Raw genomic sequence first — 20,558 nt, forward strand, 5'->3', positions numbered from 1 at the left:
AGAAGCAGTTGAGTAATTTTACTGAGGTTTATCAAATTAACCTCAATACTGTTTTTCACCAGTTGCTAGTTGTTACACACTTAATAGGCAGAAACATAGTTTTTCTGTCAAAGTTTTAGCTTCAGGATAAATGCTCTCATGGTAAAAATTATCCAGAATAATTGCAATTCTTTTCCAAAGTTTGGGAAAGATGCTCCTTGGTTGTGGCGTCCAAATTTCCAAGATATAAATTCAGATCTGTTGGCTGTTTGTCTGCTAGAAGATGAATTAAATAAACGCTACACAATGCTTAAAAGTGTAAAGGTTTTAAATATTGACAACTACAACAGTATAGCCGCTGAACCAATACCTCATATTGCTGTAGTATTCAAAAATAGTAATGATTTAATAGGAGATAAAGAGCTTAAATCCCTATTTGAATCTACTTGTCAGCGGATAGTTGCAATGGGTAAGGCTGTCGGAATCTACTTAGTTTTTGGTCTGATCTAGAGCCTCGTTGAAACTAGAGTTGATGTCACTCACAATGAGCGATCGCAGAGTCAATGCTATTACTATTGCTGTACAGAAAACAATAAACAGGTGTATTTATGACTGTAACGACAGAGGAGAAACTTAAAACTATAGTCATGGATAAACTTTGGTGGGACAAGCGTGTGAACGCAGCTGAAGTTAATGTAATAGTTAAGAATGGCAAAATAACCCTCAAAGGTAAAGTGTCAAACTACAGAGCAAAACGTATCGCCGAGGACGATGTGAAAGAAGTTGCAGGAAAAATTGAGATAGATAATCAACTACAGGTGCATTATCCACCGATGACTACTCTCCCTACAGATGAAGAAATCGCATCAAATGTGACGAATGCTCTGACTGAGAATCCTGAAATTGATGCTAGTAAGATTAATGTCAGCGTTATTGGGGGTTTTCTAATTCTCCAAGGCATAGTAGATGCTTTTTGGAAGAAATTTCAGGCACAAAAAATTGCCTACGGGATCGCTGGGGTTATTGATGTTGTTAATGAACTAGCGGTTGTACCTACTAAGGAAGCTCAAGATGAGGAGATTGCAAAATGTATTGGGAATGCCTTGGAAAACAACATGGATGTAGAAACTGGGGATGTAAACGTAATAGTAGAGAATGGTAGAGTTTCCCTGACAGGTTTTGTTTCTAATTGGGCAGCGTGGCGAGCAGTGCATAACATAGTTTCCTGTACCACAGGAGTCATTATGGTAGTAGATAAGCTTGTGATTCGACAGATAATTGAATAGACACTCTAACCTTAAACAGAGTATATTGTTAATTGGTTTTTCTACGATTGATTTCCAAGACCAGAATTATCAATTTATCCTTGCTTCAATACTGCCTTGATTGTTCGCCAGTTGATTAGAAAGCCACCCTGCAAATTGTGCTTCATATTCATTAGCCTCTTTTTCCAGTTTATTCTTTTCGTACCTCTGACCAGCCTTTTTAAACTCTCTAAAATAATAGTATCCAAACTTATCTGCCCCACCTAATTGCTCACACTGCCTAGAGTGTGTAAGCTCATGAGCTAACAGTTTAAGCTGATAAAAATCATCCAGTTTGTATGAATCTTTAACATAAATACGTTTGCAATAGGTTTGAGCAATAGAATCAACCTGACCAATATCTATTTTGAAATCAGCATACAACCAATCATCCATCAATTGAGCATTATAGACGATTGCAACACGGTCAACTAAATCTCCAAAATAGGTTCGCAAATATCGCTTCTGTGTCTTGTCTAAGTATTGACTAGTAGCATTGCTAGTACGCATCCATCGATCTGCTGCTGGATATGCTATTGCACCTGCCTGACCCCATGCTTCTTCAGTAAGCTCCTTGATATACGAATGACAATTAATGTCTGCCCAATTACAGGTTTTAGCATAAAATGATTGAAGCTTTAAACCCTCAAAACCTACTATATTTAATGCTATTAAAATGCTAATTAAACTTAAGTGAATGATTTTTTCATAACATTGTGATTGATTTGTTTTAAACCTTGTGTAAACCTCCTATTTAGAACTGAAAGCCTTAGCTGAACTAAGGCTTTCTTTTGGTTATTGACATATTTAAAACTTGCAGTATTGTTTCCAAACTATGGAAACATCCCAAGAGTCAATTTCTAGAATAATGAAGAAGCGCTAATCTCTATAGTCAACACGGACTGTACTAGGTTCACGATAAGCAGTAGGCTCTTGGCGACGGCTTTTTCCAGCCAAACCAAATAAACCAACCAAACCAATTAATCCCAGCCAACCCCAATCGAAATCATCATCTTCATAAATTCCTATCTGCTCATATGGTTCTACAACTCCAGGTTCAACTTGAGCCGTAGCAGGAAGAGTTAAGGGCATAATTGCCGTGGAAAATGTGAGAGTGGCAACTCCAATCATTTTGAAAAAATTAGCACGTAGCATGGTTAAATTTCCCTATCATTTGTGAAGTAATATCGAAGCCAAATCGCACTTACCTAAAACTACAGAATGTGTGATTTAAGAATTCGTCACCTATTTTTATCTACAATCGGACGACCTTCGGTATCCACATCTAGCTCTTCTCGACGAACCTGTTCTTGTGAACTAACTATTTCTTGCTCTACTTGTTTCTTGATTCTGACTTCTTCACGCACGACGGCTTCTTTATGAATATCAGGCTTCTCTTCGTAGATATCCATATGTGCGACTTCTCCAGAGCGGAAAGTAGCTTCCCCAGGAGAAACAGGTTTGCCAGTGTTTTCTGGAGTCACTCGCTCAATCACGACTCGCTCTTTTTATACTGGTACTGAAACTCGTTCTGTTTCTGTTTCAACGTGTTTACCAATTGTTACTTCTCCAGCCTTATGGCGGGTTTTATTAGCAACCAGCCGTTCTTCGTACAGTTTGAGCGTTTGATGATCCCGCTCATTCATCTCGTACAGAGCCGGTTCTTGTTGGTAGGTGTATGCATTGCGATCATAATCAACGTTTCTAGCTGCAACCGGAGTAGCCTCTGTTTGAGGAGCTTTGTAAGGTGTGGGTGCTACAGGTGCATCTAAAGGAGCCGATGCCTCTAAAGGTGTTGATGCCTCTAAAGGTTCAGTGCGATAAACTTCCCGCACTCGCTCTTCATAATCGTAATCAATTCTCAAGTCTTCGCTGAATTCAGGCAAATCTTCTGCTTGCTCTTTGGTGAACCCTACGGCATAAACGCGGCGATCGCCTTGATCAATTCGGGTACGGCCTACTGGTAGTAATACTTGTTTTCCGAAGATCCAAAAACCAGTATCAATGACCAAATACCGAAAATGACCTGACTCGTCAACTAATATATTTTTAATAGTGCCGACTTTTTCATTATCTCTATCTGAATAGACATCATAACTCTTGATGTCATCACCACCAAAAGAGTGTTGGTAGTTTGAGTCAAATTCCTCAAGTTTGTAAAGAACCATTTTGCAATTCTTCCTGTATTCTAGTCAACTTAATATCTATCGCACCTTCCAAGTGTCAAGCTCAGCTATACAATTAGCTTTTTGCATTCAAGCTAAATCATTTTTACTCACACAAGGGTGGACAAGGCTCGTCACAGGAGAGTTTGGAGCCACTTCTACTATTAAAGCTCTTCGATTTTGATTTACCTTAAAACCAATCTTACTTTGGTTGGTTGCCTGTCAATATCAGGAGTTAACTCAACTAGACGAACACCTAAAGATGGATGCTCCACTTGAAAGGTGGAAGATATAAGTTTAAGTTAGCTAGCAAAAGTGGAAAACTTGTGGAAATTAGGAAATTTCATAAAAAGTACCACTTAAGAAATAGGCTTTAAGCTCGACTATAAATTGCAGAGCCAAGCAAGGTCAGTATCCAATACTTTTCGGTTAATACCAATTCTTCGTGAAGTTGTATAGAATTTTACCCCTCCCCAACCCTCCCCTTACCAAGGGGAAGGGGGGCCCCACTCTGTGGGGATAAGGGGCAGGTGCGCGTTAGCGCGGGTGGGGTTTTTATATGCATCTTCATATTGAATTGGTATAAGACCAAAAACAGGTAGATTGAGAGTTGTACTTAAAACACACGCGGCTAATGCAACTCAAAGAATTTTCGCTGGAATCACTTTTAATAGAATCGGGAGAAGTGCTAAAAGCGATAGAAACAGCGATACCAGCAGAAGCCATTGAGCAAGTATTAGGGCAAACAGACAGTAGAGAGATACGCAAGCGGAAACTGCCATCACACTTAGTGGTCTGTATGGTGATTGCGATGAGTATATGGTCATCGGATTCAATGCGAACAGTCTTAAAAAATCTGGTTAAAGGGCTAAGAATGCAGTGGCTAAAATTAGGGCAGTATTGGCGTGTACCAAGCCCATCATCAATCACCGAAGCAAGGCGAAGAACGAGAAAAAGCTTTGGTGCAGCAAGTTATTACTGAAGGTACTAATTCCTTATTTGGAATTGATCCAGGCAGTACCAACATTACTTTAACAGATGATTCTGAAAACCAGACAACTCATGCTAGGGTAACGTTTTTTATATTGGGTTCAAGTGAAAACTCAATTCAACTAAGAAAGCGATTGCTGGAATTAGCGAATAATAAAATTACTAAGCATCTTCTCAATTATGGAATTAAATTTAAAATGCAAGAACCAACTATCTATGTAGAATCGCCTGTCACGCTCTGAAGCGATGGACAAATAAACCGGAGTAATTCTAGAAAACTTTTAAAACACCAAAGAGCATCACAGCTAGGTAAGCAAAATAGACTCCGTTGAGTGCGAGTACTTCCCAAAACTGGAAACTGTTTTTGTCAGAACCCCAATAAATAAAGGCAGCATATACTATCCCTAGCAATGCCACAAAAGCTAAATTAACGGAAAATATCAATAAGTTGTCTATAAGCAAATTTACCAGTGCCAGTGGAAAGAAAGCCAGTGTCATGGTAACTGTATTGTCGGCAATGACGTTTGTGGTAGCAGCCGTGACTTGACCGCTACGCGCTACACTCCAGGTAGCAAATATTTCTGGTGCAATACTCATGCTAGACGTGATGAACAGTCCACCTATCAGCTTGGAAATTCCTAATAAAGTAACAATATTTTCTGTTGCTGTTACTGTTAAATAAGCACCTAAAGCTAACAAGAGAACACCTAAAATGGCAACAATAATCTCTTTTTTATTCCATCGTACGACTTGACCATCCTGGCGATCGCGCATTATTGCTTGTGCTACATAAACTAAGTAAGCTGCAAACATAATCCAACCGTCAATAGGTTGGAGTCCCCGCCAAGGCTGAGGAAGAGTTAGTACGGCTGCCAATGCGATAATTGCTAGATAAGGCAAGGCTTGTACATATAAAGCCTCTGGTTTAACCTGCATTGAATGTTGACGGCGGCGACTGGACTCAGAAGAGTTTTTGGTACGTTTGCGAGAGGCTATGTATGCAACAGTAACAATTGCCGGCACAGAAATAATATTTGAACCGAGTAAATTGCCCAGTCCAATATCTTTCAAACCGCGAACAGCGCTGGCAACGTTAGTACCTACTTCTGGGCTGGCAGTGGCAAGAGCAATAAAAGCAGCGCCTGCGGCTTCTGATAAACCCCATTGTTGTCGCACTTTTTTGAGCGGTTCAGCTAGTTTGTCTGCTCCCCAGTGCGCCCCCCATGCAGCAGCAGCCAGAACCAACACCCAGAAAAATAATTTCATATCAAAGAAGCAAGGGAAAAAGGCAGCACGCCGAAGCGATCGCATACAGCTAAACCAAATACTATAAGACCAATGAGGAGAAAAACTACATCCCCAAGGTCTAACTTTCCTAATCCACTATTACGTCCCCTCAAAAACCCTCGCATCTCTAATGCTGACATCAGTGTCGGACCACGTCTAAGAACCGCGAACAAAACCGGGAGAGAAATCTTCATCGAATTCCAGATGAAGCGGAAGAAGTGCCTCGGATCTAAGTCAACACCTTTCATCTTCATGGCATCAGCAATCCGGAAAGCTTCGCTGAGGGTAGTGTATAGTAGTCGGTACGACAATCCAACAGCAAAGGCAACCACTCCAGGGAGACGCAAAGAACGCAAACCTCTGGTCAATTCATCCGCGTCCATTGTCGAAAGTAAAGAAATGCTGATGATGATTGAGGCTGTCCATGCCAATACGAGACGCAGTTCGGCGGTGGCTGCTTCCAAGGCTTTGCTAAAGTCCCCTGCCAATAAATCAGCACCTGCTGGAACGAGAATTAGAGTAATAAAGGTCGGGATGTGAATTGCCCATAGCAAAGCTATCCACTTCCAGGGAGTGCGCGACATTGCAGCTAGGATCAGTCCCAAAATAGTTGCCACCATCAGCCATTCCCAGTTTGGGGCTAAAAACAGGTATAAAAACAGCAAAAAGAACAACACAATCTTCACACGCGGATCGCGGCGGTGAATAACCGTGTCTTTATCTTGGTAAAGGACAGGTACGCGAGAGGAAGTCACTTAATTAGTCTCCTTTGGCTAAGAACAACATTTCACAAATTTGTAGCGAATAAAATTCAGGAAAACTCTGCGTACCTCCGCGCTTCCTTTGCGCCCCTCTGCGTTTAAAAACGCTACGATTTTACGCAAAGCTGTACTAAGAACAACAAAGCTTTGAAACAAGTTCCTCACACGTCAACGCATCGACGCCAAGGTGTTGAGCCAGTTGAGCAACGCGCGGTAGATGTACGTGCAACTCTTGCAGCCGATCCCAATTATCCTGGGCGAACACGTTCCTGACTGAACCTTGCAGTACTACTCTTCCCTGGTTTAAAACCGTTACCGTGTCAGCAGTTTCACAAACAAAATCAACGTTGTTACTGACCAGTAACACTGCTTTTCCTTTCTGTGTCAGACGTGAGAGCAACTTGGCAATTTTTTGGCGTGATGATGCACCCAAACCAACTGTGGGTTCATCGAGAATAAGCACCTTTGGGTCTACGACGAGTGCTGCGGCGATGGTAACGAGTTTACGCTGACCGCGTGGTAGTAGGGTCGGATCGGAATCAAGCAAATTCTCCTCAATTCCCACCAATTCGCAGATTTGGGATACCTTTTCCTCGATATAGTTGTCGTCGTAGCGTTTCTGCCGTGAGAACAAACCATTATTTTTATGCTGACGCTGCTTAAGCGGGAAAGCTATCTCATCCTTAACTGTTCGCTCACTAATATGCTCATCTGGATTCTGAAGGACGGTTCCGACCATCAACGCTAGTTCTGGAACACTTTTATCCCGCGTGTCTGTATTGCAAACCGTGACTTTACCCTTGGTCGGTTTCAACAACCCGGCGATGTGCTTAGCTACTGTTGTTTTACCTGCACCATTATGACCAACGATCGCATGAATTTCGCCTGCACGGATCTGGATGTTCATGTTTGCGATCGCTTTGTTATCACCTGAGTAGCAGTACGTTACGTCCTCTATGCACACAACCGACTCACCGAAGTCTTCACCTGACTGACGGGTTATTCCGTTGCCTATGGACGAAGTAACTTGCGAATCAAAATTTACCAGTTGCTTAAACTCTTCAGGCGTCAGTGGTGACTCAGAAAGCCCCAAAGCATGGGCGACACGCACACTTACCGGCAGTTCAACATCAGCCTGTGAAAGTAGGTCTTTGTCTCGAAAAATTTCTTCTGGAGTTCCTTCGGCAATGATGTTACCGTTAGCCAAAACTAGAAGCCTGTCGGCACATTGAGCGAGGAAATTAATATCTTGCTCGACAACTACCAGTGTCTTTTTGCGGCATAGTTCATTGACGATGACACGTACTTGCTCCTGGCCTCTGGGGTCTAGCTTGTCGATGACGTTATCAAGGATGAGTAGCTGCGGATCTATCGCCAGAGTAGCCGCGATCGCCAGTCTTTGCTGTTGACCGCCAGACAATTCCCAGATCCGCTTTTTCTCAATATTTTGACCAGTACCCAGTCCTACCTTTTCCACAAGTTCGCGCGCTCTTTCCTCAGCTTCTTGTTGGGAAAGACCACGGTTGACGATTAGAGGTGTTGTCACCTCATCGAGTACCTTTATTTGCACCAGCTGGGCTTCATAGTCCTCGAACACCATCCCGACTTGTCGATCGTGTTCTTCTGAAGAGGTATCCAGTGGATTATGGTTGACTACTTCAAGTTCACCAGAGGAATCACCGCCGGTAATCCGTGGTGCAAATCCAGCGATCGCCATGCATAGGGTTGTCTTCCCAGCTCCAAGAGGCCCAATAATACCAATAATCTCTCCCTGCTTCATCTCGAAGGAAATACCATCAATGATAGTTTCATCTGCTCCTGGATAGATAAATGTGAAATTTTTTGCGTTTACTATCGACATTCCTTACTCCTTTGCAACAAACGTTGGTCAACTCTAAGAAGCACTAACTGTACTGCGATCGCGTCTTCGCTTATGATTCCGTTCTTTGCCACGAGGCGCGAAGCCAAAGTAGCGCTCAACCCGACCGTATAGATGTGGCATAATCAAAATCAACGGAATCGCACCCATAATTAGACCGTCAGTGATTGTATTTCCGATGGCTGCCCAGACGGCAACATTGAAAGTTTCTGTGCTGAAGATAATAAAAGACGAAGCCTCAATGACTGCGTGAACAAACCCTGCTACAATTGCTGCGATAAAAAGACGAATTTTATTTAGCGGATTACTGCCAATGATGTAGCCTGACATCATAAAACCCACCACGTAACCAATCGCCCCAATTGGATCGTCAATCTCATAACCCTCAAGCAGATCTCGGAGGAATTCTCCAAGCATTGCCCCCATTGAGACGGCGAAGAGTGGCCAGAACTTTCTAGGAACGAGGGCGGTGAACGCCAAGGGGATAAAAAACGGTTTAAAGTCGATATCAACAGGAATTTCGGGTATTGCCTCAAACAGTGTCAATGCGATGAAGAAAATTACCGAGCAAAGCACTGCAATTACTACTAATTTGGATGTATTGGCACTTTTCATGCTCTAATTCCCTAATAAACTTATATTTTTTTTGTTTTTTATTTTTGATAGAAAATGCTTGTTAAAAAAACATGACAATTTGCCAGCAAGAAATGCATAAATGGAATCAGCAAATGACTTAAAGCTTTCTAAGTTTAAGCCAAAGTATATTTCAGTTGATAAACCAGCAATCTTTAATTAAATGCCTTCGTGCAACATAAATTGTGATTTTTACACAAAAATTTGAATGTTTTTCTTATTGAAAGACACTAAAATTTTCTTTCATTTCAACTTCTATTTCTTACGCCCGAAGAAGTATATGTAGATATTAATCTATGTGTTAATTAGTATTTAATCTAAACTTAATTTAGAGTTAACTTTGTAAGTGTTTAAAACTATAAACGTAAAATATTTTACTCAGATAAATATTATGACATTGCACGACAGGCGGCGAACTTATTGGCTAAGCCTTGCCTTTGATAGATGTTTCATCGCAACAAAACAGACATAACAAAGTTGTACAAACTGACATTTGCGATTGGGTTGCTTCTACAAGCAAATATTTTCCATGAGAATTCTTTTGGTTGAAGACGATGATTCGCTTGCTCAAGCGGTGGCGGCTGTTCTGAGCAAGCAAAATTATGTAGTAGATATTGCTGCTGACGGTGAAGCTGGTTGGGAGTTGGTGAGTGTTTGTAGCTATGACCTAATTTTGCTAGATGTCATCCTACCCAAGTTAGATGGCATTAGCCTTTGTCAGCAACTACGACAAGAGGGCTATCAGATGCCCATTCTACTGCTAACGGCAAAGGATAGCAGAACTGATAAAGTTATGGGTTTAGATGCTGGAGCAGACGATTATGTCGTTAAACCCTTTGACTTTCAAGAGTTATCAGCTCGCATTCGCGCTTTAGGACGTCGGGGAAATTCTTCTTTACCTCCAGTTTTAGAATGGGGAAGCTTACGGCTAGATCCTAGTAGCTGTGAAGTGACTTATGCTGGCAAAGTTTTGCATATAACAGCCAAGGAATTTAGTATTTTGGAGCTTTTTTTACGCAACAACCAACGCACCTTTAGCCGCAGTGCAATTGTAGATCACCTTTGGGCTGCTGATACAGATCCACCAGAAGATGACACGATTAAATCTCATATCAAAAGTTTGCGGCAGAAACTCAAAGCAGTAGGCGCGCCCTATGATTTTATTGAAACAGTTTATGGATTGGGCTATCGCCTCAAGCCTAATGCTAAAAAGCAAAAGTCTCAGGTAAGCAAAAAAGAATCAACTCCAACGCAACAAGAAATTTTTTCGGCAGCCCTTGCCAAAGCGCGGGAAGATTTTCAAGCTAAGGTTGGTTCGCGTATCGCTGTGCTGGAGCAAGCTAGTAATGCCCTTAAAGAAGGTAGACTAAACTCTGGGCTGCAACAAAACGCAGAGCAGGAAGCTCACAAACTGGCGGGTTCGTTGGGAAGTTTTGGTTTTGCTCGTCCTTCGCTATTGGCTGAAAAAATAGAGAGTATACTTCAGAGTCAAACGCCAATTAACCAAGTTCAGTCTCGACATCTATGTGAACTCGTGAAGGAGTTGCAACAGGAGTTACAACAAACTCCGAATCAGTTAACCTGGGATGAACAAGCATTGAGTGAGCAACGGCAGAATGTGCTGTTGATAGTGAGCGATGATAGACAAGTAGTTGAAGGGTTAGTCAAAGAGGCTGTAACTCAGGGAATGCATGTAGATATTGCTATTAATACTGCTGATGCTAGGAGTGCAATAGAATCCTCAAGTCCGGATATGGTGCTACTTGATCTTTACTGTTCTGATGGCACCAACAACAGCTTGAAGTTGCTAGCAGAATTATCCAACCGAACACCACCAATACCAGTACTAGTTTTCACTGACCGAGGTAATTTTATTGACCGTGTAGAAGTAGCGCGAGCGGGCGGACGTAGTTTTTTACACAAATCTATGTCTGCCAAGAAAATATTAGAGCTTGCCATCCAGACGATTCAACCAATAAGTGTTCTTGAAGCCAGAGTAATGGTTGTAGATGACGAACCGCAGGTGTTAACTTTTATACGGGATTTACTAGAACCTTGGGGAATTAAGCTGACAACTCTTGAAGATCCGCGCTACTTCTGGGACTCCCTGACAGAGTGTTCCCCTGATTTACTGGTATTAGATTTGAAAATGCCTCATGTAAATGGAATTGAATTATGTCAGGTGGTGCGTAATGACCCCTACTGGAGCAAGCTGCCAGTGCTATTTATTACTGCCCACCTCGAAGCAGATACTGTTGATCTGATATTTGCAGCTGGCGCTGACGATTGTATCAGTAAACCAATAGAGGGAGCAAAATTAATCACCCGCATCTTCAAACGTCTAGAGCGGATTCAATTAATTAAGAGTGAAGTACCCTAAGTTCCACTACGCTTCATCATTGTGAGTTTTAAAAGTTGAATTTAATGATTTCATACCGCAATGGGAGCAACGCCTCCTCACTAATTTATCTTTACTAACGTCAACGCTGTGAATTCTGATGTAATAATTCTTGAATCTCCTGCCGCAATGCTGTGATTTGGGTTTGAAGCACTTGAATCGATTTTGCCCCAGCTAACTCTGCTTCGTCATCATCAGCGTCACGACCAATAAAGAACGTTGCCACAGTCGCAGTCACATAGCCAAACACGGCAAATGCATACAACGCTAAGAAAAAACAAAGTACCCGACCTTCAGAGGTTTTAGGCCAATACTCAGAACCCATTGTTGTTATTAACATTGCTGTCCACCATAAAGCAGTGCCATAGTTGTGCAGCCCAGATTCCACAGGAACTTCGTTTTCAAACGCATACATCCCTGCTGCTCCTAATAAAGTCACAATCATGGTTAACGCCACAACATAACCAAACCCTCGACGGCTCACACTGGCTGAGAGAACCCGCATTCCTCGATTAGCACGAGTCATGACTCGCAACAGTTGTAGCCCTCGTACAGCCCTTGCTGTGCGTAGTATTTTGATGACTCGGATAATCCGAAAAGTACGCAGGGCTGGCAAAAATAGAGAAATAACTGTGAGCCAGTTGCTTTTGATATAGGAAATTTTATGAGGAGCGATCGCTAGTTTCAGGAGAAAATCTAATATAAAAATAATCCAGATAGTGATGCTAACGGCTTGCAGTAAAGGATTTAACCCCCAGATCATCTCGATGATGAATAGTGCTAGCCACGCAAAGCCCAGCACCAGCATGGGAGTTTCTAGCCATGCTTCTAACTGTTGCAAGACTTCGCTGCGTTCTCTTTCTAGGGCTTGTTTTTCTAGAAGCTTAGAATTACTCATAGTATTAATTCGTAATTTGTAATCAAAACTGGATTTTAAAAATTGGTATTATTTGCTAGTAGCAGGGGGTTCTAGGACGTTGACACTAACTAAAGGCGTAACATTAAAATCCTGTTTTAATAAATTAGTTTGAATTGCTTGGGTGAGGCGATCGCGAATTTGTTCACTAATGGTAAAATTACTGCTACTGCTGAAACTTGGCTATTGTCTACTTTTGAGTTGCCTCGTGGCACTTGGATAATGAGTTGACGCATTCTACCCTCCTACCGCTAACCATCTTGCTTTTTCAGGCGCTAACTCTACTACCCAAAGAGATATTCTTTTAAAAATATATCTCATACTCAATTAACGCTTGATCAGCCGTAAAAATGGTAGAGCTTAGTAAAATAACTGATACTTGAGGCAGTAAAACAGGTTATAAAGGAAAGTTTTATTTTATTAAGTTAACGTTTGAAATTTAGATTAAATCTAAATAGTGGAAAAGCCGTGGAGAACTTGACTATATTTTTCTTCAATTTGTTATTTTGGATATTGCTTTCTCTATATCTAAAGTAATAAGTATAATCACCCTATAGTAAGATTTTTAATTGTCTAATAAATTTCTCCACTAAATTTCCACTATTTACTAATAATTATTGAACTATTAGAAAAATTAATTATTGAAAAAACAGGAGGCATGGATAATGACTCGGTTAACTCAGTTTGTGTCAGCAGGCGTATCTTTACTAACTTTAAATTTAACAGTATTTGCAGTTGGAGCATTAGAAACTTATGCTCAATCTTCCTCTGTGTCTACCTTTAGTGACGTTCAACCAAATTACTGGGCACAGCCATTTATTCGGGGTTTGGCTGCAAGAAATATTGTAGCTGGGTATCCTGATGGTACATTTCGACCAGAACAGCCAGTAGATCGGGATGAGTTTGCAGCTATCATTCGTAAAGCTTTTGATAAACCACCAATTCGTCAAATAGAAAGTGGTGCTGTATATAAAGACGTTCCTGCTAATTATTGGGCTACTCGTCCCATTGAAGAAGCATATCAGCAAGGATTTATGTCAGGTTATCCTGGTGGTTACTTCCGTCCCAATCAACCAGTTTCTAAAGTTGAGGCTATAGTTGCTTTAAGCAAAGGTTTGAATCTAACTACTGGTACATCAGCTGTTAGTGTACCTACAACCACGCAGAATGCGGTTCCTCAACAAACCACACGTAGAACCACAAAAAGACCTATCTTCTTACCGCTCGCAATTACTAGTTTGATGCAGCCTTTATTAATACCAAAAGCTCAGGCTGCACCGATTAATGCTGTGACTTCTTCAACAACTGAGCGACAAGCAGTGGCAGCGAATCTTAATCGTCCTGCATCATTTATTCTTACTAATACTTATGCAGATGCCAATAGAATTCCACAATATGCAGTTGCAGATGTAGCAGCAGCAACCAAAAAAAATATAGTGGTCAACTATCCAAATCCCAAAGTTCTTAATCCAAGTAAACCTGCCACTAGAGGAGAGATTACAGCTTTAATTTATCAAACTTTAGTTGTTCAGGGAAAAATAGAACCACTTGCTAATAATTCACCTGCCAATCAGTATATTGTTCGTACTACTAGCAGCAATCATAATTCTCAATAATTGCCATTAGCCCTTAGGTCAGTAGGGTCTACGATTTTAAACCATTTTATCGAGGAGCGAAGATAGCAGTAATCGGGGCAATTAGCATAAAACAAGTTTTGACTGTTAGAATCTAAACCCCAATAAATTCCAGTAAGCCAACCAAGGAATAAAAATTAATGCGGCTAAAGTAATTAAAGAGTAGTGCATTCGTCCGATTAAAGACCAATAATTATTAAACCAAGCTAATGCCGTGAATATTAACAATCCTAAAGACAGAATGGTAGTCACGAGCGGTAGACAAAGTAATGCTACTACAACACCAGGAACACCATACACCAACTTCCATACGCCAATCAGCCACAGCGATACAGGCAAGCCAATTAAAAACACTAAATTTAGAGTACCAACTAGACCAGCTATTACCCAACCATTGTTTAACTGCTGTTGAGAAGTAAAACGCTTTCTTCTGAGATAACGGATGAGAGGGTGTATCGGATAGACTATAACAGCTGATAAGAAAACAATTGCACAAAAACCAACAATTCCTAACTGTACCCAAATAGTTTCATACCACGGTACTCGCTCAAAGGCCCCGATTTTGGACCAAAGTGGATTAAAGGCAAAGGCAATGTTGCCCGTGCTATCTTTACCAAAGGCTGTATAAGCGTCATCATTAACTCGTTTAAATAACAGTGGTTCCATAGGTACTAACCGCAATTTTGGAGCATTTCCTAGGAAGAACAAACCAGGGGTACTAACCAACAAAGTACCGTTGTCACCTTTGTTGATATTGATATGCTCAAACGGTGCAGTTACCTTGGCAAAGGTGTGGCGGGGATACTCTAAATCTCGGTAAGTGCCAGTAAAGCTTTCAAGTTGAGCTTCGGTAAGGGCAAGTGGTTTAACAGGTGCAGGTTTTTCGGTGACTGGAAAATAATAGTCTAAAAATTTAGTTAGGAATTTTCCATGCACGCCACTAAAACTGTTAGTAGCAACAAAAATGCCAAGATTTTGCTCAGGCATGAGGGTGAGAGAACTAGAATACCCCCGCAAGCTACCCAAATGTCCAATCATGCGAATGTTGTTTTCCAAACGTTCGCGAAAACTGTAGCCAGTACCCGGTAATTTGGGATGGTGGGTAAAGTGCTGTTTGTGCATCAGCCTGACAGTATCTTCTTCCAAGATGCGCGAGTTTTCGTAGCGACCAAGCTGTAGGTGAGCAATCATAAAGTGAGCCATATCTGTAGCCGTTGTACTCATGGCCGCAGCTGGGGCAATATTCAAATACAGATATGGGACAGGTTTAAAGCTGCCATTTTGATACTGATAGCCTACAGCCAAATCATTAGCTAGCGCTGGCGGTGGTGGCTGAAGAAATGTGCTGCGGTTCATCTTCAGCGGCTGCAAAATGTTTTTGTTAATGTATTCAACAAAGGGAATACCAGAAATTTTTTCCACCAAATAACCTAATAGAGCGGTGCTATGGCTGGAATAGCTATATAGTTTACCAGGAGGCCGCACAATCGGTGGCATATACTTAGGCAAGTAATCTCCTAAAGGTATCATTTCGGCTTCACTACGAGCTGCCAGTCCAATTCGTCGCTTCGTCGTACCGTTAGTGTGCGTCATCAACTGAGCAACTTTGGCTGGTTCGGGGTAAGGGTTTTCCAGTTGGAAGTCTGTCAGGTATTTGTTGACAGAAGCATCTAAGTCAAGCTTTCCTCGCTCATACAATTGCATTGCTGCTGTTGCTGTAAATAGTTTGGAGAGGGAAGCAACACGAAACAGTGTTTGATCGACAACTACTGGTATCTTTTTCTCTACGTTGGCATAACCATAGCCTTTAGCGAAAAAGAGTTTCCCATCTTTAACTACAGAAATGACAGCCCCAGGAATGTGAGATTTTGACATCTCCTCATTCAAAATTTTGTCTGTGAATGCTTCCAATTCCTGGGCGTCATTTAATCCTGGTGCAGTAGGAGATGGTGGTACAGGTGGTTCTGGTGTAATAGGTTGTTGCTGTTGAGGTTCTGAAAGCGGAAAATTGGGTGTATCTTGAGTCCAGCCAGGTAAGGCAGGCAAGGAAACGAATAGGATGCCTATCATTACCCAGCAAAGCAGTTTTCTGGGATTATACATCCGAGTATTTGCAATATTTTTTATTCAAAACTTACCTTATATGGTTCTTATATTTTTCTACCTTCTGATATAAAACAGCCTCTTCTTAGCTTATGTAATTTGGAATAAACATATTTTTATGACCGCAGCTTAAAACTTACTGATAACTTCTCCACCAGTTTTCCACTTTTTAGTTTTAGTATAAACAATTTAAGTAGTTAAACCCGCCGAACTGATGCGATCGCCATACTTATTAATTTGTAAAATAGTCTGACTCACCTTGCTAATTGCTAGGAGATGAAGATTTACTTACAAATTTATAGAGATACTTTTCTTACTGAAGATTTAGACAAATGTTTTTTGGTTAGGTTGCCATAATCCCTGTTCAAGCTCTTCGACCCCTTCAGGAGTTTCTCTATTTTGTCGACTCATATTAAAAAATATTGAGCCAAGCACGAATATAGCTAAGCTACTGAAAATCAATACAAAAGCACGTATCAATATATTACTAGGACGTGGATTTTGCATTTTTCTAGGTAATGCCTTCAAACGTTATTTCTTTCAGATTACTGTTCAGTACTATACATTCTTCTGTCTAAGGAATGAGAAAGTACTCCTAATTAAAAATCAGCCTTAAAGAGGCTTTTTTAGGATAAAAAAATAACTAAATTGGAGAATGAAAGTCAGCACAATCGCCGGGGATCGGAAAATAGCAAAAATCTGGAGGGTGGCGCAGTGCGTTTCGGTCAATTAATCGGCTTTCTCGCTCTTGTAATCTCGCTTTATATTTTGTGGCAAATTCAGCAAATAGTTTTGCTGACATTTGCAGCAGTAGTATTGGCAACAGTCCTCAGCCAAATGGTGAAATTTTTCCAAAGATTTCGCATTAAGCGAGGCTTTGCAGTAACCATATCAGTTGTGATTGTACTAGTCATTGTAGTATGTTTTTTCGCACTGATTGTGCCGCGTATTGTTGAGCAATTGCAGCAATTTGGCAACCTAATGCCGATGGCATTAGAACGGTTACGGACGTGGAATAACTGGTTAGAAAATGTAATTCCAAACCAACTTTTAGAAAATATTCGTGGGCTTAGATATCTTACTCAGGGTTTACAAAGTTGGTTAAATCAGCTAATTAACAACTTTTTCTCTTTAGTCAGGAGTTCGCTTTCTATTATTTTGGGAATGTTACTGTTTGTAGTTCTGACAATTATGCTCTTAGTTAATCCATTGCCATATCGGCAAGGATTTATCATGCTATTTCCTGCTTTCTACCGCCGACGAGTTGATGAAATTCTTAGTAAATGTGCAACAGCTTTAACTGGCTGGATAAAAGGCACTCTCCTAACAATGTCCATCATTGCAGTTTTAAGCTATGTTGGATTATTCATTTTGAGAGTTCCATTGCCACTGGTTAATGCGGCTTTAGCTGGAATATTAGAGTTTATCCCAAATGTGGGACCGACCTTGAGTGTAATTCCACCAGCACTACTTGCTCTGAGTGATGCTCCTTGGAAAGCAGCCGCAGTGGTAGCGTTGTACTTTGGAATTCAACAGGTTGAAAGTTTAATTGTTGTACCTGTAGTAATGAAAAGTCAGGTATCTCTGCTGCCAGCTGTTACTTTATTGGCGGTAGTATTTTTTGGTAGCTTTTTTGGATTTTTAGGGGTATTTCTTGCTGTTCCGCTAGTAATTGTATTCCAAATTTGGATCAAAGAAGTTTTGGTTAATGATATACTCAATCACTGGCAATCAAGTAAATAAATATAATCAGGAACACCAGACGCTAACTGCACAAAGCTTGAAGTATTATTCAGTTTTAAAACAGTTATAACTTACCAATTATGTGATTAACAAAGGTGTGAAATATATGCCCTATTGACTATTGGTATTAGTTTGAGGTGGAAGTGCTTCAGATTGTACATGACTTGCAAAGTCTGTCTGTGACGCAGCACTTCCTTTTGCAAGTTGGTATTTTATACAATTACTTATCTAATCACTCCAACACAATTCAATCAATAATCTCAAAATTAATGACTTGTGGTTTTAAGACTTATGATCGGATTTGATACCATTCTTTTGGTAGAGGTAAAATCAAATATTAGAAATTAATGTTGACTGTTAGGTTTAGTTATATAAGAAATAGTAAATCGTGTTTTCTAACTTTTTCTTTGATTAACTAAACTACAAACAGGTTTTGAGAATATGAAAGGTAAGAGACATGAAACACAAAATCACAAAAATTTTGATGTACATGGCTGCATCTACGGCAGTTTTAACATTTGCAGGTAGCTGTGAGCGTGGCTATGAATATGAAGAGGATGACCGTTATGGTGTAACCCCAGAAATTCCACAATTTGTAGCACTAGAAGTTACTCTTTTTGATGTGTAACCGTTGCCAAAGAGTTAATGATTGAGCAAGTTAAACTTTGAGGTTTCTAGCAAATGTGACTTTGAACAAAATGAGCAAATATTTTTTTGATGTAGGTGGAGCAGAGGATTTTAATCTCTATCCGCCTTTGTTTGTTTTAAACAAATTACAAAGTGTGCGCGTAAACGCTGTTCCTTAGATGTATGTCTGTGATCGTGAATTACCAGTTACTTTATTAGAACGCGTCCATTCTTGTAATGCCCAAAGACTGATAGCGGCAGCCAGTCCAGCCCCAACAGTATCCATAACTAAATCAATCATGGTATCATTCAAACTTCCAATTACTTCAGTAGGAAGAATTTTACCAGCTGACCATTCTGTAATTTCCCACAATGCCCCAATTGCGATGCCAAAACTCGCAATTGTAACCAAATACAAAAGTTTATGATTACGAAAGATATTCAGCATGGAGCTGTAGACTAAAAAACTGAGTGCTAAAGTAATTGCAAAAGTAGTATAAGCATGAACAATTTCGTCATACGGGCCTGGCATATAAAATAAACCCCAAACCCAACCCGCTGCATTTAACAACGCCGCAACTACAAACAGGAAATCGAATAATGTTGGCAGTCGGTCATCTTTAATTACAAACACCAAAGATACAACCAAAAAACATGCCAGACCTAAGGCATTTAACCAATTACCTTGAAATGCTGCAACTATTACGAATACTGCAAGTAGAGCCTGTCCCACCCATGCAATCACTCGAAAACCTCGCCAATTTGTACCGATCATTGTCTCTCTCCTATTCAAACTATTAATGCTCTAAGGCTTTAATTACGCTGTAATACCGCTCAATTACATCCTTGCGGTCTTGTTCTTCTGATAACCCCTCTTGGCTACCTCGCAAAATCATCTCAGCATGACGCTTCAGAACTAGCTTGTGCTTTGGATTGGTCGTGTAAGTTGCAATTGTGGCGATCGCTTCTAATAAACGAATAGTCACTGCTGCATCAGACTGTGCATACTGCCGAATCTGGTTAAAAGCTCGGTCAACTAATCGCTCAAACGTAAATGGCACCGCAATTATACGTAGTTTGTGGTTATCGTCATAGCGGTAAGGTGAGGGAAAATCCCTTTCCACCAAACCCGACAGTCCCGCACTCAGTCGGTCAATACAGCGAATTGCAGTAAATGGGTCATTCACAGCAGGAGAGATGGCGCGTAGAGCAATTTCTACCAACTGATTGATCGGAAACTCCACATCTTGCTGCTCAGTACGTTCTTTACCCAGAATAAAGGCATCGTTGATTTGTTTGACAAGTTTTTGATTTACCCGTTCTCCAGGAAAAACCATAACCAAATCACTGCCCTTAACAATAAACTTTCCTGGTCGAAACTTGACACGCAACAGCAGATTGTGCTTACGAGCAATCTGCATTAATTCTTCATTATCAATTGCTTGCAAATAACCTGTACCATTGGCTCGAATGGGGTAAGCTTCTTCCTCAAAAGAAATTGGAATTTCAGCGATCCGCCGCTCCTGTTCTGGTTCACTATGTCCAATCTTTTCTGGAAACAGCCGACGGGTGGCTTTGTCTAAGTCGTCGCTGACATTCTGGATAACGTACGATGCTTGAATTATTGTCGAGGCATGATGTATAAAATAAATCAATACACCAATACTAACAATTGCCAGCAGGATACCAAACGTAACAGAGATTTGCGGCACAAACTGCTCGTATCCATCTCCTTTTCCATGAATTGTCCGAAGTACGAGCAAGCAGTAGATAAACGTACCAATGAATGTGCTAAGTACAATTTGATTACCTGTATCCTGCATAAAATTACGCAGGATTCGAGGCCCGAAATTGGAAGCAGCTAGCTGAAGCGCCACGATTGTAATTGAAAACGCTGTAGCGGTAACGCTAACCATCGAACCCGCAACAGCTTCAAGTAGCGATCGCGCTCCATCTGGACCACCAGTGTAGATCCACCACCATTTCTCAATTGCTAACATACTTGTTCGGTCAAGTGTTAGCATCGCGAACGCCAAAGCAACTGCACCAATTGCCATAATTGTTGGTAAAAACCAATAGCTAGAGTGGAGTGTGTCCCAAAGCTTGCCTAACTTGACGTTCTTCATCTTTACCTTTACT

The 20,558-nt window shown here is 40.8% G+C and carries 19 protein-coding genes and 2 pseudogenes; 8 read left to right on the top strand and 13 right to left on the bottom strand.

Going from position 1 to position 20,558, the window contains the following annotated elements; genetic code table 11:
* Window positions 1-138: 138 nt before the first annotated feature.
* Together FIS9605_RS0133020 and FIS9605_RS0133025 are read left to right on the top strand one after the other, a co-directional pair.
* On the top strand, window positions 139-489 hold the full coding sequence (locus tag FIS9605_RS0133020; RefSeq protein ID WP_026736306.1) for a hypothetical protein: 351 nt from the start codon (window positions 139-141) through the stop codon (window positions 487-489).
* A 98-nt stretch (window positions 490-587) separates the two neighbouring features.
* Window positions 588-1,265 carry a BON domain-containing protein gene (locus tag FIS9605_RS0133025; RefSeq protein ID WP_026736307.1) on the top strand — a complete coding sequence of 226 codons (678 nt, stop codon included), beginning with the start codon at window positions 588-590 and terminating at the stop codon, window positions 1,263-1,265.
* Between the two features lie 69 nt (window positions 1,266-1,334).
* Here the strand turns inward: FIS9605_RS0133025 and FIS9605_RS45870 are convergent, their stop codons facing one another.
* The 3 genes and pseudogenes from FIS9605_RS45870 to FIS9605_RS39325 form a co-directional block, all read right to left on the bottom strand.
* Window positions 1,335-1,793, bottom strand: coding sequence for a hypothetical protein (locus tag FIS9605_RS45870; RefSeq protein ID WP_231510574.1), 459 nt, complete (start codon window positions 1,791-1,793; stop codon window positions 1,335-1,337).
* A gap of 369 nt (window positions 1,794-2,162) precedes the next feature.
* On the bottom strand, window positions 2,163-2,438 hold the full coding sequence (locus tag FIS9605_RS0133035) for a WGxxGxxG family protein (RefSeq protein WP_051470256.1): 276 nt from the start codon (window positions 2,436-2,438) through the stop codon (window positions 2,163-2,165).
* 86 nt (window positions 2,439-2,524) lie between these two features.
* Window positions 2,525-3,451, bottom strand: a pseudogene (locus FIS9605_RS39325) (DUF2382 domain-containing protein).
* 631 nt (window positions 3,452-4,082) lie between these two features.
* Here FIS9605_RS39325 and FIS9605_RS41580 point away from each other — a divergent pair.
* Together FIS9605_RS41580 and FIS9605_RS0133045 are read left to right on the top strand one after the other, a co-directional pair.
* Window positions 4,083-4,394, top strand: a pseudogene (locus FIS9605_RS41580) (transposase domain-containing protein); the annotation flags it as partial.
* Window positions 4,354-4,680, top strand: coding sequence for a hypothetical protein (locus FIS9605_RS0133045; RefSeq protein WP_026736309.1), 327 nt, complete (start codon window positions 4,354-4,356; stop codon window positions 4,678-4,680). The pseudogene FIS9605_RS41580 and the gene FIS9605_RS0133045, both read left to right, overlap by 41 nt.
* Window positions 4,681-4,708: 28 nt before the next feature.
* Here the strand turns inward: FIS9605_RS0133045 and FIS9605_RS0133050 are convergent, their stop codons facing one another.
* The 4 genes from FIS9605_RS0133050 to FIS9605_RS39330 all read right to left on the bottom strand — a co-directional run bounded on the left by FIS9605_RS0133050 (window position 4,709) and on the right by FIS9605_RS39330 (window position 8,980).
* Complete coding sequence (locus FIS9605_RS0133050; protein ID WP_231510576.1) at window positions 4,709-5,749, bottom strand: sodium:calcium antiporter; 1,041 nt, start codon at window positions 5,747-5,749, stop codon at window positions 4,709-4,711.
* Window positions 5,701-6,480, bottom strand: a complete 780-nt coding sequence (locus tag FIS9605_RS0133055; protein WP_026736311.1) for an energy-coupling factor transporter transmembrane component T family protein — start codon at window positions 6,478-6,480, stop codon at window positions 5,701-5,703. Before FIS9605_RS0133055 ends, FIS9605_RS0133050 begins: the two co-directional genes overlap by 49 nt.
* A 136-nt stretch (window positions 6,481-6,616) precedes the next feature.
* Window positions 6,617-8,347, bottom strand: coding sequence for an ABC transporter ATP-binding protein (locus tag FIS9605_RS0133060; RefSeq protein WP_026736312.1), 1,731 nt, complete (start codon window positions 8,345-8,347; stop codon window positions 6,617-6,619).
* 33 nt (window positions 8,348-8,380) lie between these two features.
* The gene (locus tag FIS9605_RS39330) at window positions 8,381-8,980 is read right to left on the bottom strand and encodes a hypothetical protein (protein WP_035140631.1); all 600 of its coding nucleotides are present in this window, start codon (window positions 8,978-8,980) and stop codon (window positions 8,381-8,383) included.
* 547 nt (window positions 8,981-9,527) lie between these two features.
* On the opposite strand from FIS9605_RS39330, the gene FIS9605_RS0133070 reads away from it, so the two are divergent.
* Window positions 9,528-11,378 (top strand): response regulator, encoded by a 1,851-nt coding sequence (locus FIS9605_RS0133070; RefSeq protein WP_026736313.1) that lies wholly within the window; start codon window positions 9,528-9,530, stop codon window positions 11,376-11,378.
* Window positions 11,379-11,478: 100 nt separating this feature from the next.
* On the opposite strand, the gene FIS9605_RS0133075 is transcribed toward FIS9605_RS0133070, so the two are convergent.
* Window positions 11,479-12,294, bottom strand: coding sequence for an ion transporter (locus FIS9605_RS0133075; RefSeq protein ID WP_026736314.1), 816 nt, complete (start codon window positions 12,292-12,294; stop codon window positions 11,479-11,481).
* 116 nt (window positions 12,295-12,410) lie between these two features.
* The gene (locus tag FIS9605_RS43560) at window positions 12,411-12,548 is read right to left on the bottom strand and encodes a hypothetical protein (protein WP_155960651.1); all 138 of its coding nucleotides are present in this window, start codon (window positions 12,546-12,548) and stop codon (window positions 12,411-12,413) included.
* 429 nt (window positions 12,549-12,977) lie between these two features.
* Between FIS9605_RS43560 and FIS9605_RS0133085 the strand changes: the two genes are divergently transcribed.
* Window positions 12,978-13,928 (top strand): S-layer homology domain-containing protein, encoded by a 951-nt coding sequence (locus FIS9605_RS0133085; RefSeq protein WP_026736315.1) that lies wholly within the window; start codon window positions 12,978-12,980, stop codon window positions 13,926-13,928.
* A gap of 105 nt (window positions 13,929-14,033) precedes the next feature.
* Here FIS9605_RS0133085 and FIS9605_RS0133090 read toward each other — a convergent pair whose 3' ends face one another.
* Window positions 14,034-16,016, bottom strand: a complete 1,983-nt coding sequence (locus FIS9605_RS0133090) for a serine hydrolase domain-containing protein (RefSeq protein WP_035140717.1) — start codon at window positions 16,014-16,016, stop codon at window positions 14,034-14,036.
* Between the two features lie 357 nt (window positions 16,017-16,373).
* Window positions 16,374-16,577: a hypothetical protein gene (locus FIS9605_RS45875; protein WP_231510577.1), complete on the bottom strand. Its 204-nt coding sequence runs from the start codon at window positions 16,575-16,577 to the stop codon at window positions 16,374-16,376.
* 186 nt (window positions 16,578-16,763) lie between these two features.
* Between FIS9605_RS45875 and FIS9605_RS0133100 the strand changes: the two genes are divergently transcribed.
* Both FIS9605_RS0133100 and FIS9605_RS43565 read left to right on the top strand, forming a co-directional pair.
* Window positions 16,764-17,792 carry an AI-2E family transporter gene (locus tag FIS9605_RS0133100; RefSeq protein WP_026736318.1) on the top strand — a complete coding sequence of 343 codons (1,029 nt, stop codon included), beginning with the start codon at window positions 16,764-16,766 and terminating at the stop codon, window positions 17,790-17,792.
* A gap of 457 nt (window positions 17,793-18,249) precedes the next feature.
* On the top strand, window positions 18,250-18,420 hold the full coding sequence (locus FIS9605_RS43565; protein ID WP_155960652.1) for a hypothetical protein: 171 nt from the start codon (window positions 18,250-18,252) through the stop codon (window positions 18,418-18,420).
* Window positions 18,421-18,594: 174 nt separating this feature from the next.
* On the opposite strand, the gene FIS9605_RS0133115 is transcribed toward FIS9605_RS43565, so the two are convergent.
* Both FIS9605_RS0133115 and FIS9605_RS0133120 read right to left on the bottom strand, forming a co-directional pair.
* Window positions 18,595-19,194, bottom strand: coding sequence for a hypothetical protein (locus FIS9605_RS0133115; protein ID WP_026736319.1), 600 nt, complete (start codon window positions 19,192-19,194; stop codon window positions 18,595-18,597).
* Window positions 19,195-19,216: 22 nt separating this feature from the next.
* Complete coding sequence (locus FIS9605_RS0133120; protein ID WP_026736320.1) at window positions 19,217-20,545, bottom strand: DUF2254 domain-containing protein; 1,329 nt, start codon at window positions 20,543-20,545, stop codon at window positions 19,217-19,219.
* Window positions 20,546-20,558: the final 13 nt, after the last annotated feature.

Origin of the sequence: Fischerella sp. PCC 9605 (assembly GCF_000517105.1) — a bacterium.
Classification (GTDB): domain Bacteria; phylum Cyanobacteriota; class Cyanobacteriia; order Cyanobacteriales; family Nostocaceae; genus PCC9605.

Bases quoted from the DNA above. Each gene is read 5' to 3' on its own strand.
- FIS9605_RS0133050 (WP_231510576.1), bottom strand. From the start codon at position 5,749: ATGCGATCGCTTCGGCGTGCTGCCTTTTTCCCTTGCTTCTTTGATATG.
- FIS9605_RS39330 (WP_035140631.1), bottom strand. From the start codon at position 8,980: ATGAAAAGTGCCAATACATCCAAATTAGTAGTAATTGCAGTGCTTTGC.
- FIS9605_RS0133120 (WP_026736320.1), bottom strand. From the start codon at position 20,545: ATGAAGAACGTCAAGTTAGGCAAGCTTTGGGACACACTCCACTCTAGC.
- FIS9605_RS0133115 (WP_026736319.1), bottom strand. From the start codon at position 19,194: ATGATCGGTACAAATTGGCGAGGTTTTCGAGTGATTGCATGGGTGGGA.
- FIS9605_RS0133075 (WP_026736314.1), bottom strand. From the start codon at position 12,294: ATGAGTAATTCTAAGCTTCTAGAAAAACAAGCCCTAGAAAGAGAACGC.
- FIS9605_RS0133035 (WP_051470256.1), bottom strand. From the start codon at position 2,438: ATGCTACGTGCTAATTTTTTCAAAATGATTGGAGTTGCCACTCTCACA.
- FIS9605_RS0133020 (WP_026736306.1), top strand. From the start codon at position 139: ATGGTAAAAATTATCCAGAATAATTGCAATTCTTTTCCAAAGTTTGGG.
- FIS9605_RS0133090 (WP_035140717.1), bottom strand. From the start codon at position 16,016: ATGATAGGCATCCTATTCGTTTCCTTGCCTGCCTTACCTGGCTGGACT.
- FIS9605_RS0133070 (WP_026736313.1), top strand. From the start codon at position 9,528: ATGAGAATTCTTTTGGTTGAAGACGATGATTCGCTTGCTCAAGCGGTG.
- FIS9605_RS43565 (WP_155960652.1), top strand. From the start codon at position 18,250: ATGAAACACAAAATCACAAAAATTTTGATGTACATGGCTGCATCTACG.
- FIS9605_RS0133085 (WP_026736315.1), top strand. From the start codon at position 12,978: ATGACTCGGTTAACTCAGTTTGTGTCAGCAGGCGTATCTTTACTAACT.
- FIS9605_RS43560 (WP_155960651.1), bottom strand. From the start codon at position 12,548: ATGCGTCAACTCATTATCCAAGTGCCACGAGGCAACTCAAAAGTAGAC.
- FIS9605_RS45870 (WP_231510574.1), bottom strand. From the start codon at position 1,793: ATGCGTACTAGCAATGCTACTAGTCAATACTTAGACAAGACACAGAAG.
- FIS9605_RS0133060 (WP_026736312.1), bottom strand. From the start codon at position 8,347: ATGTCGATAGTAAACGCAAAAAATTTCACATTTATCTATCCAGGAGCA.
- FIS9605_RS0133025 (WP_026736307.1), top strand. From the start codon at position 588: ATGACTGTAACGACAGAGGAGAAACTTAAAACTATAGTCATGGATAAA.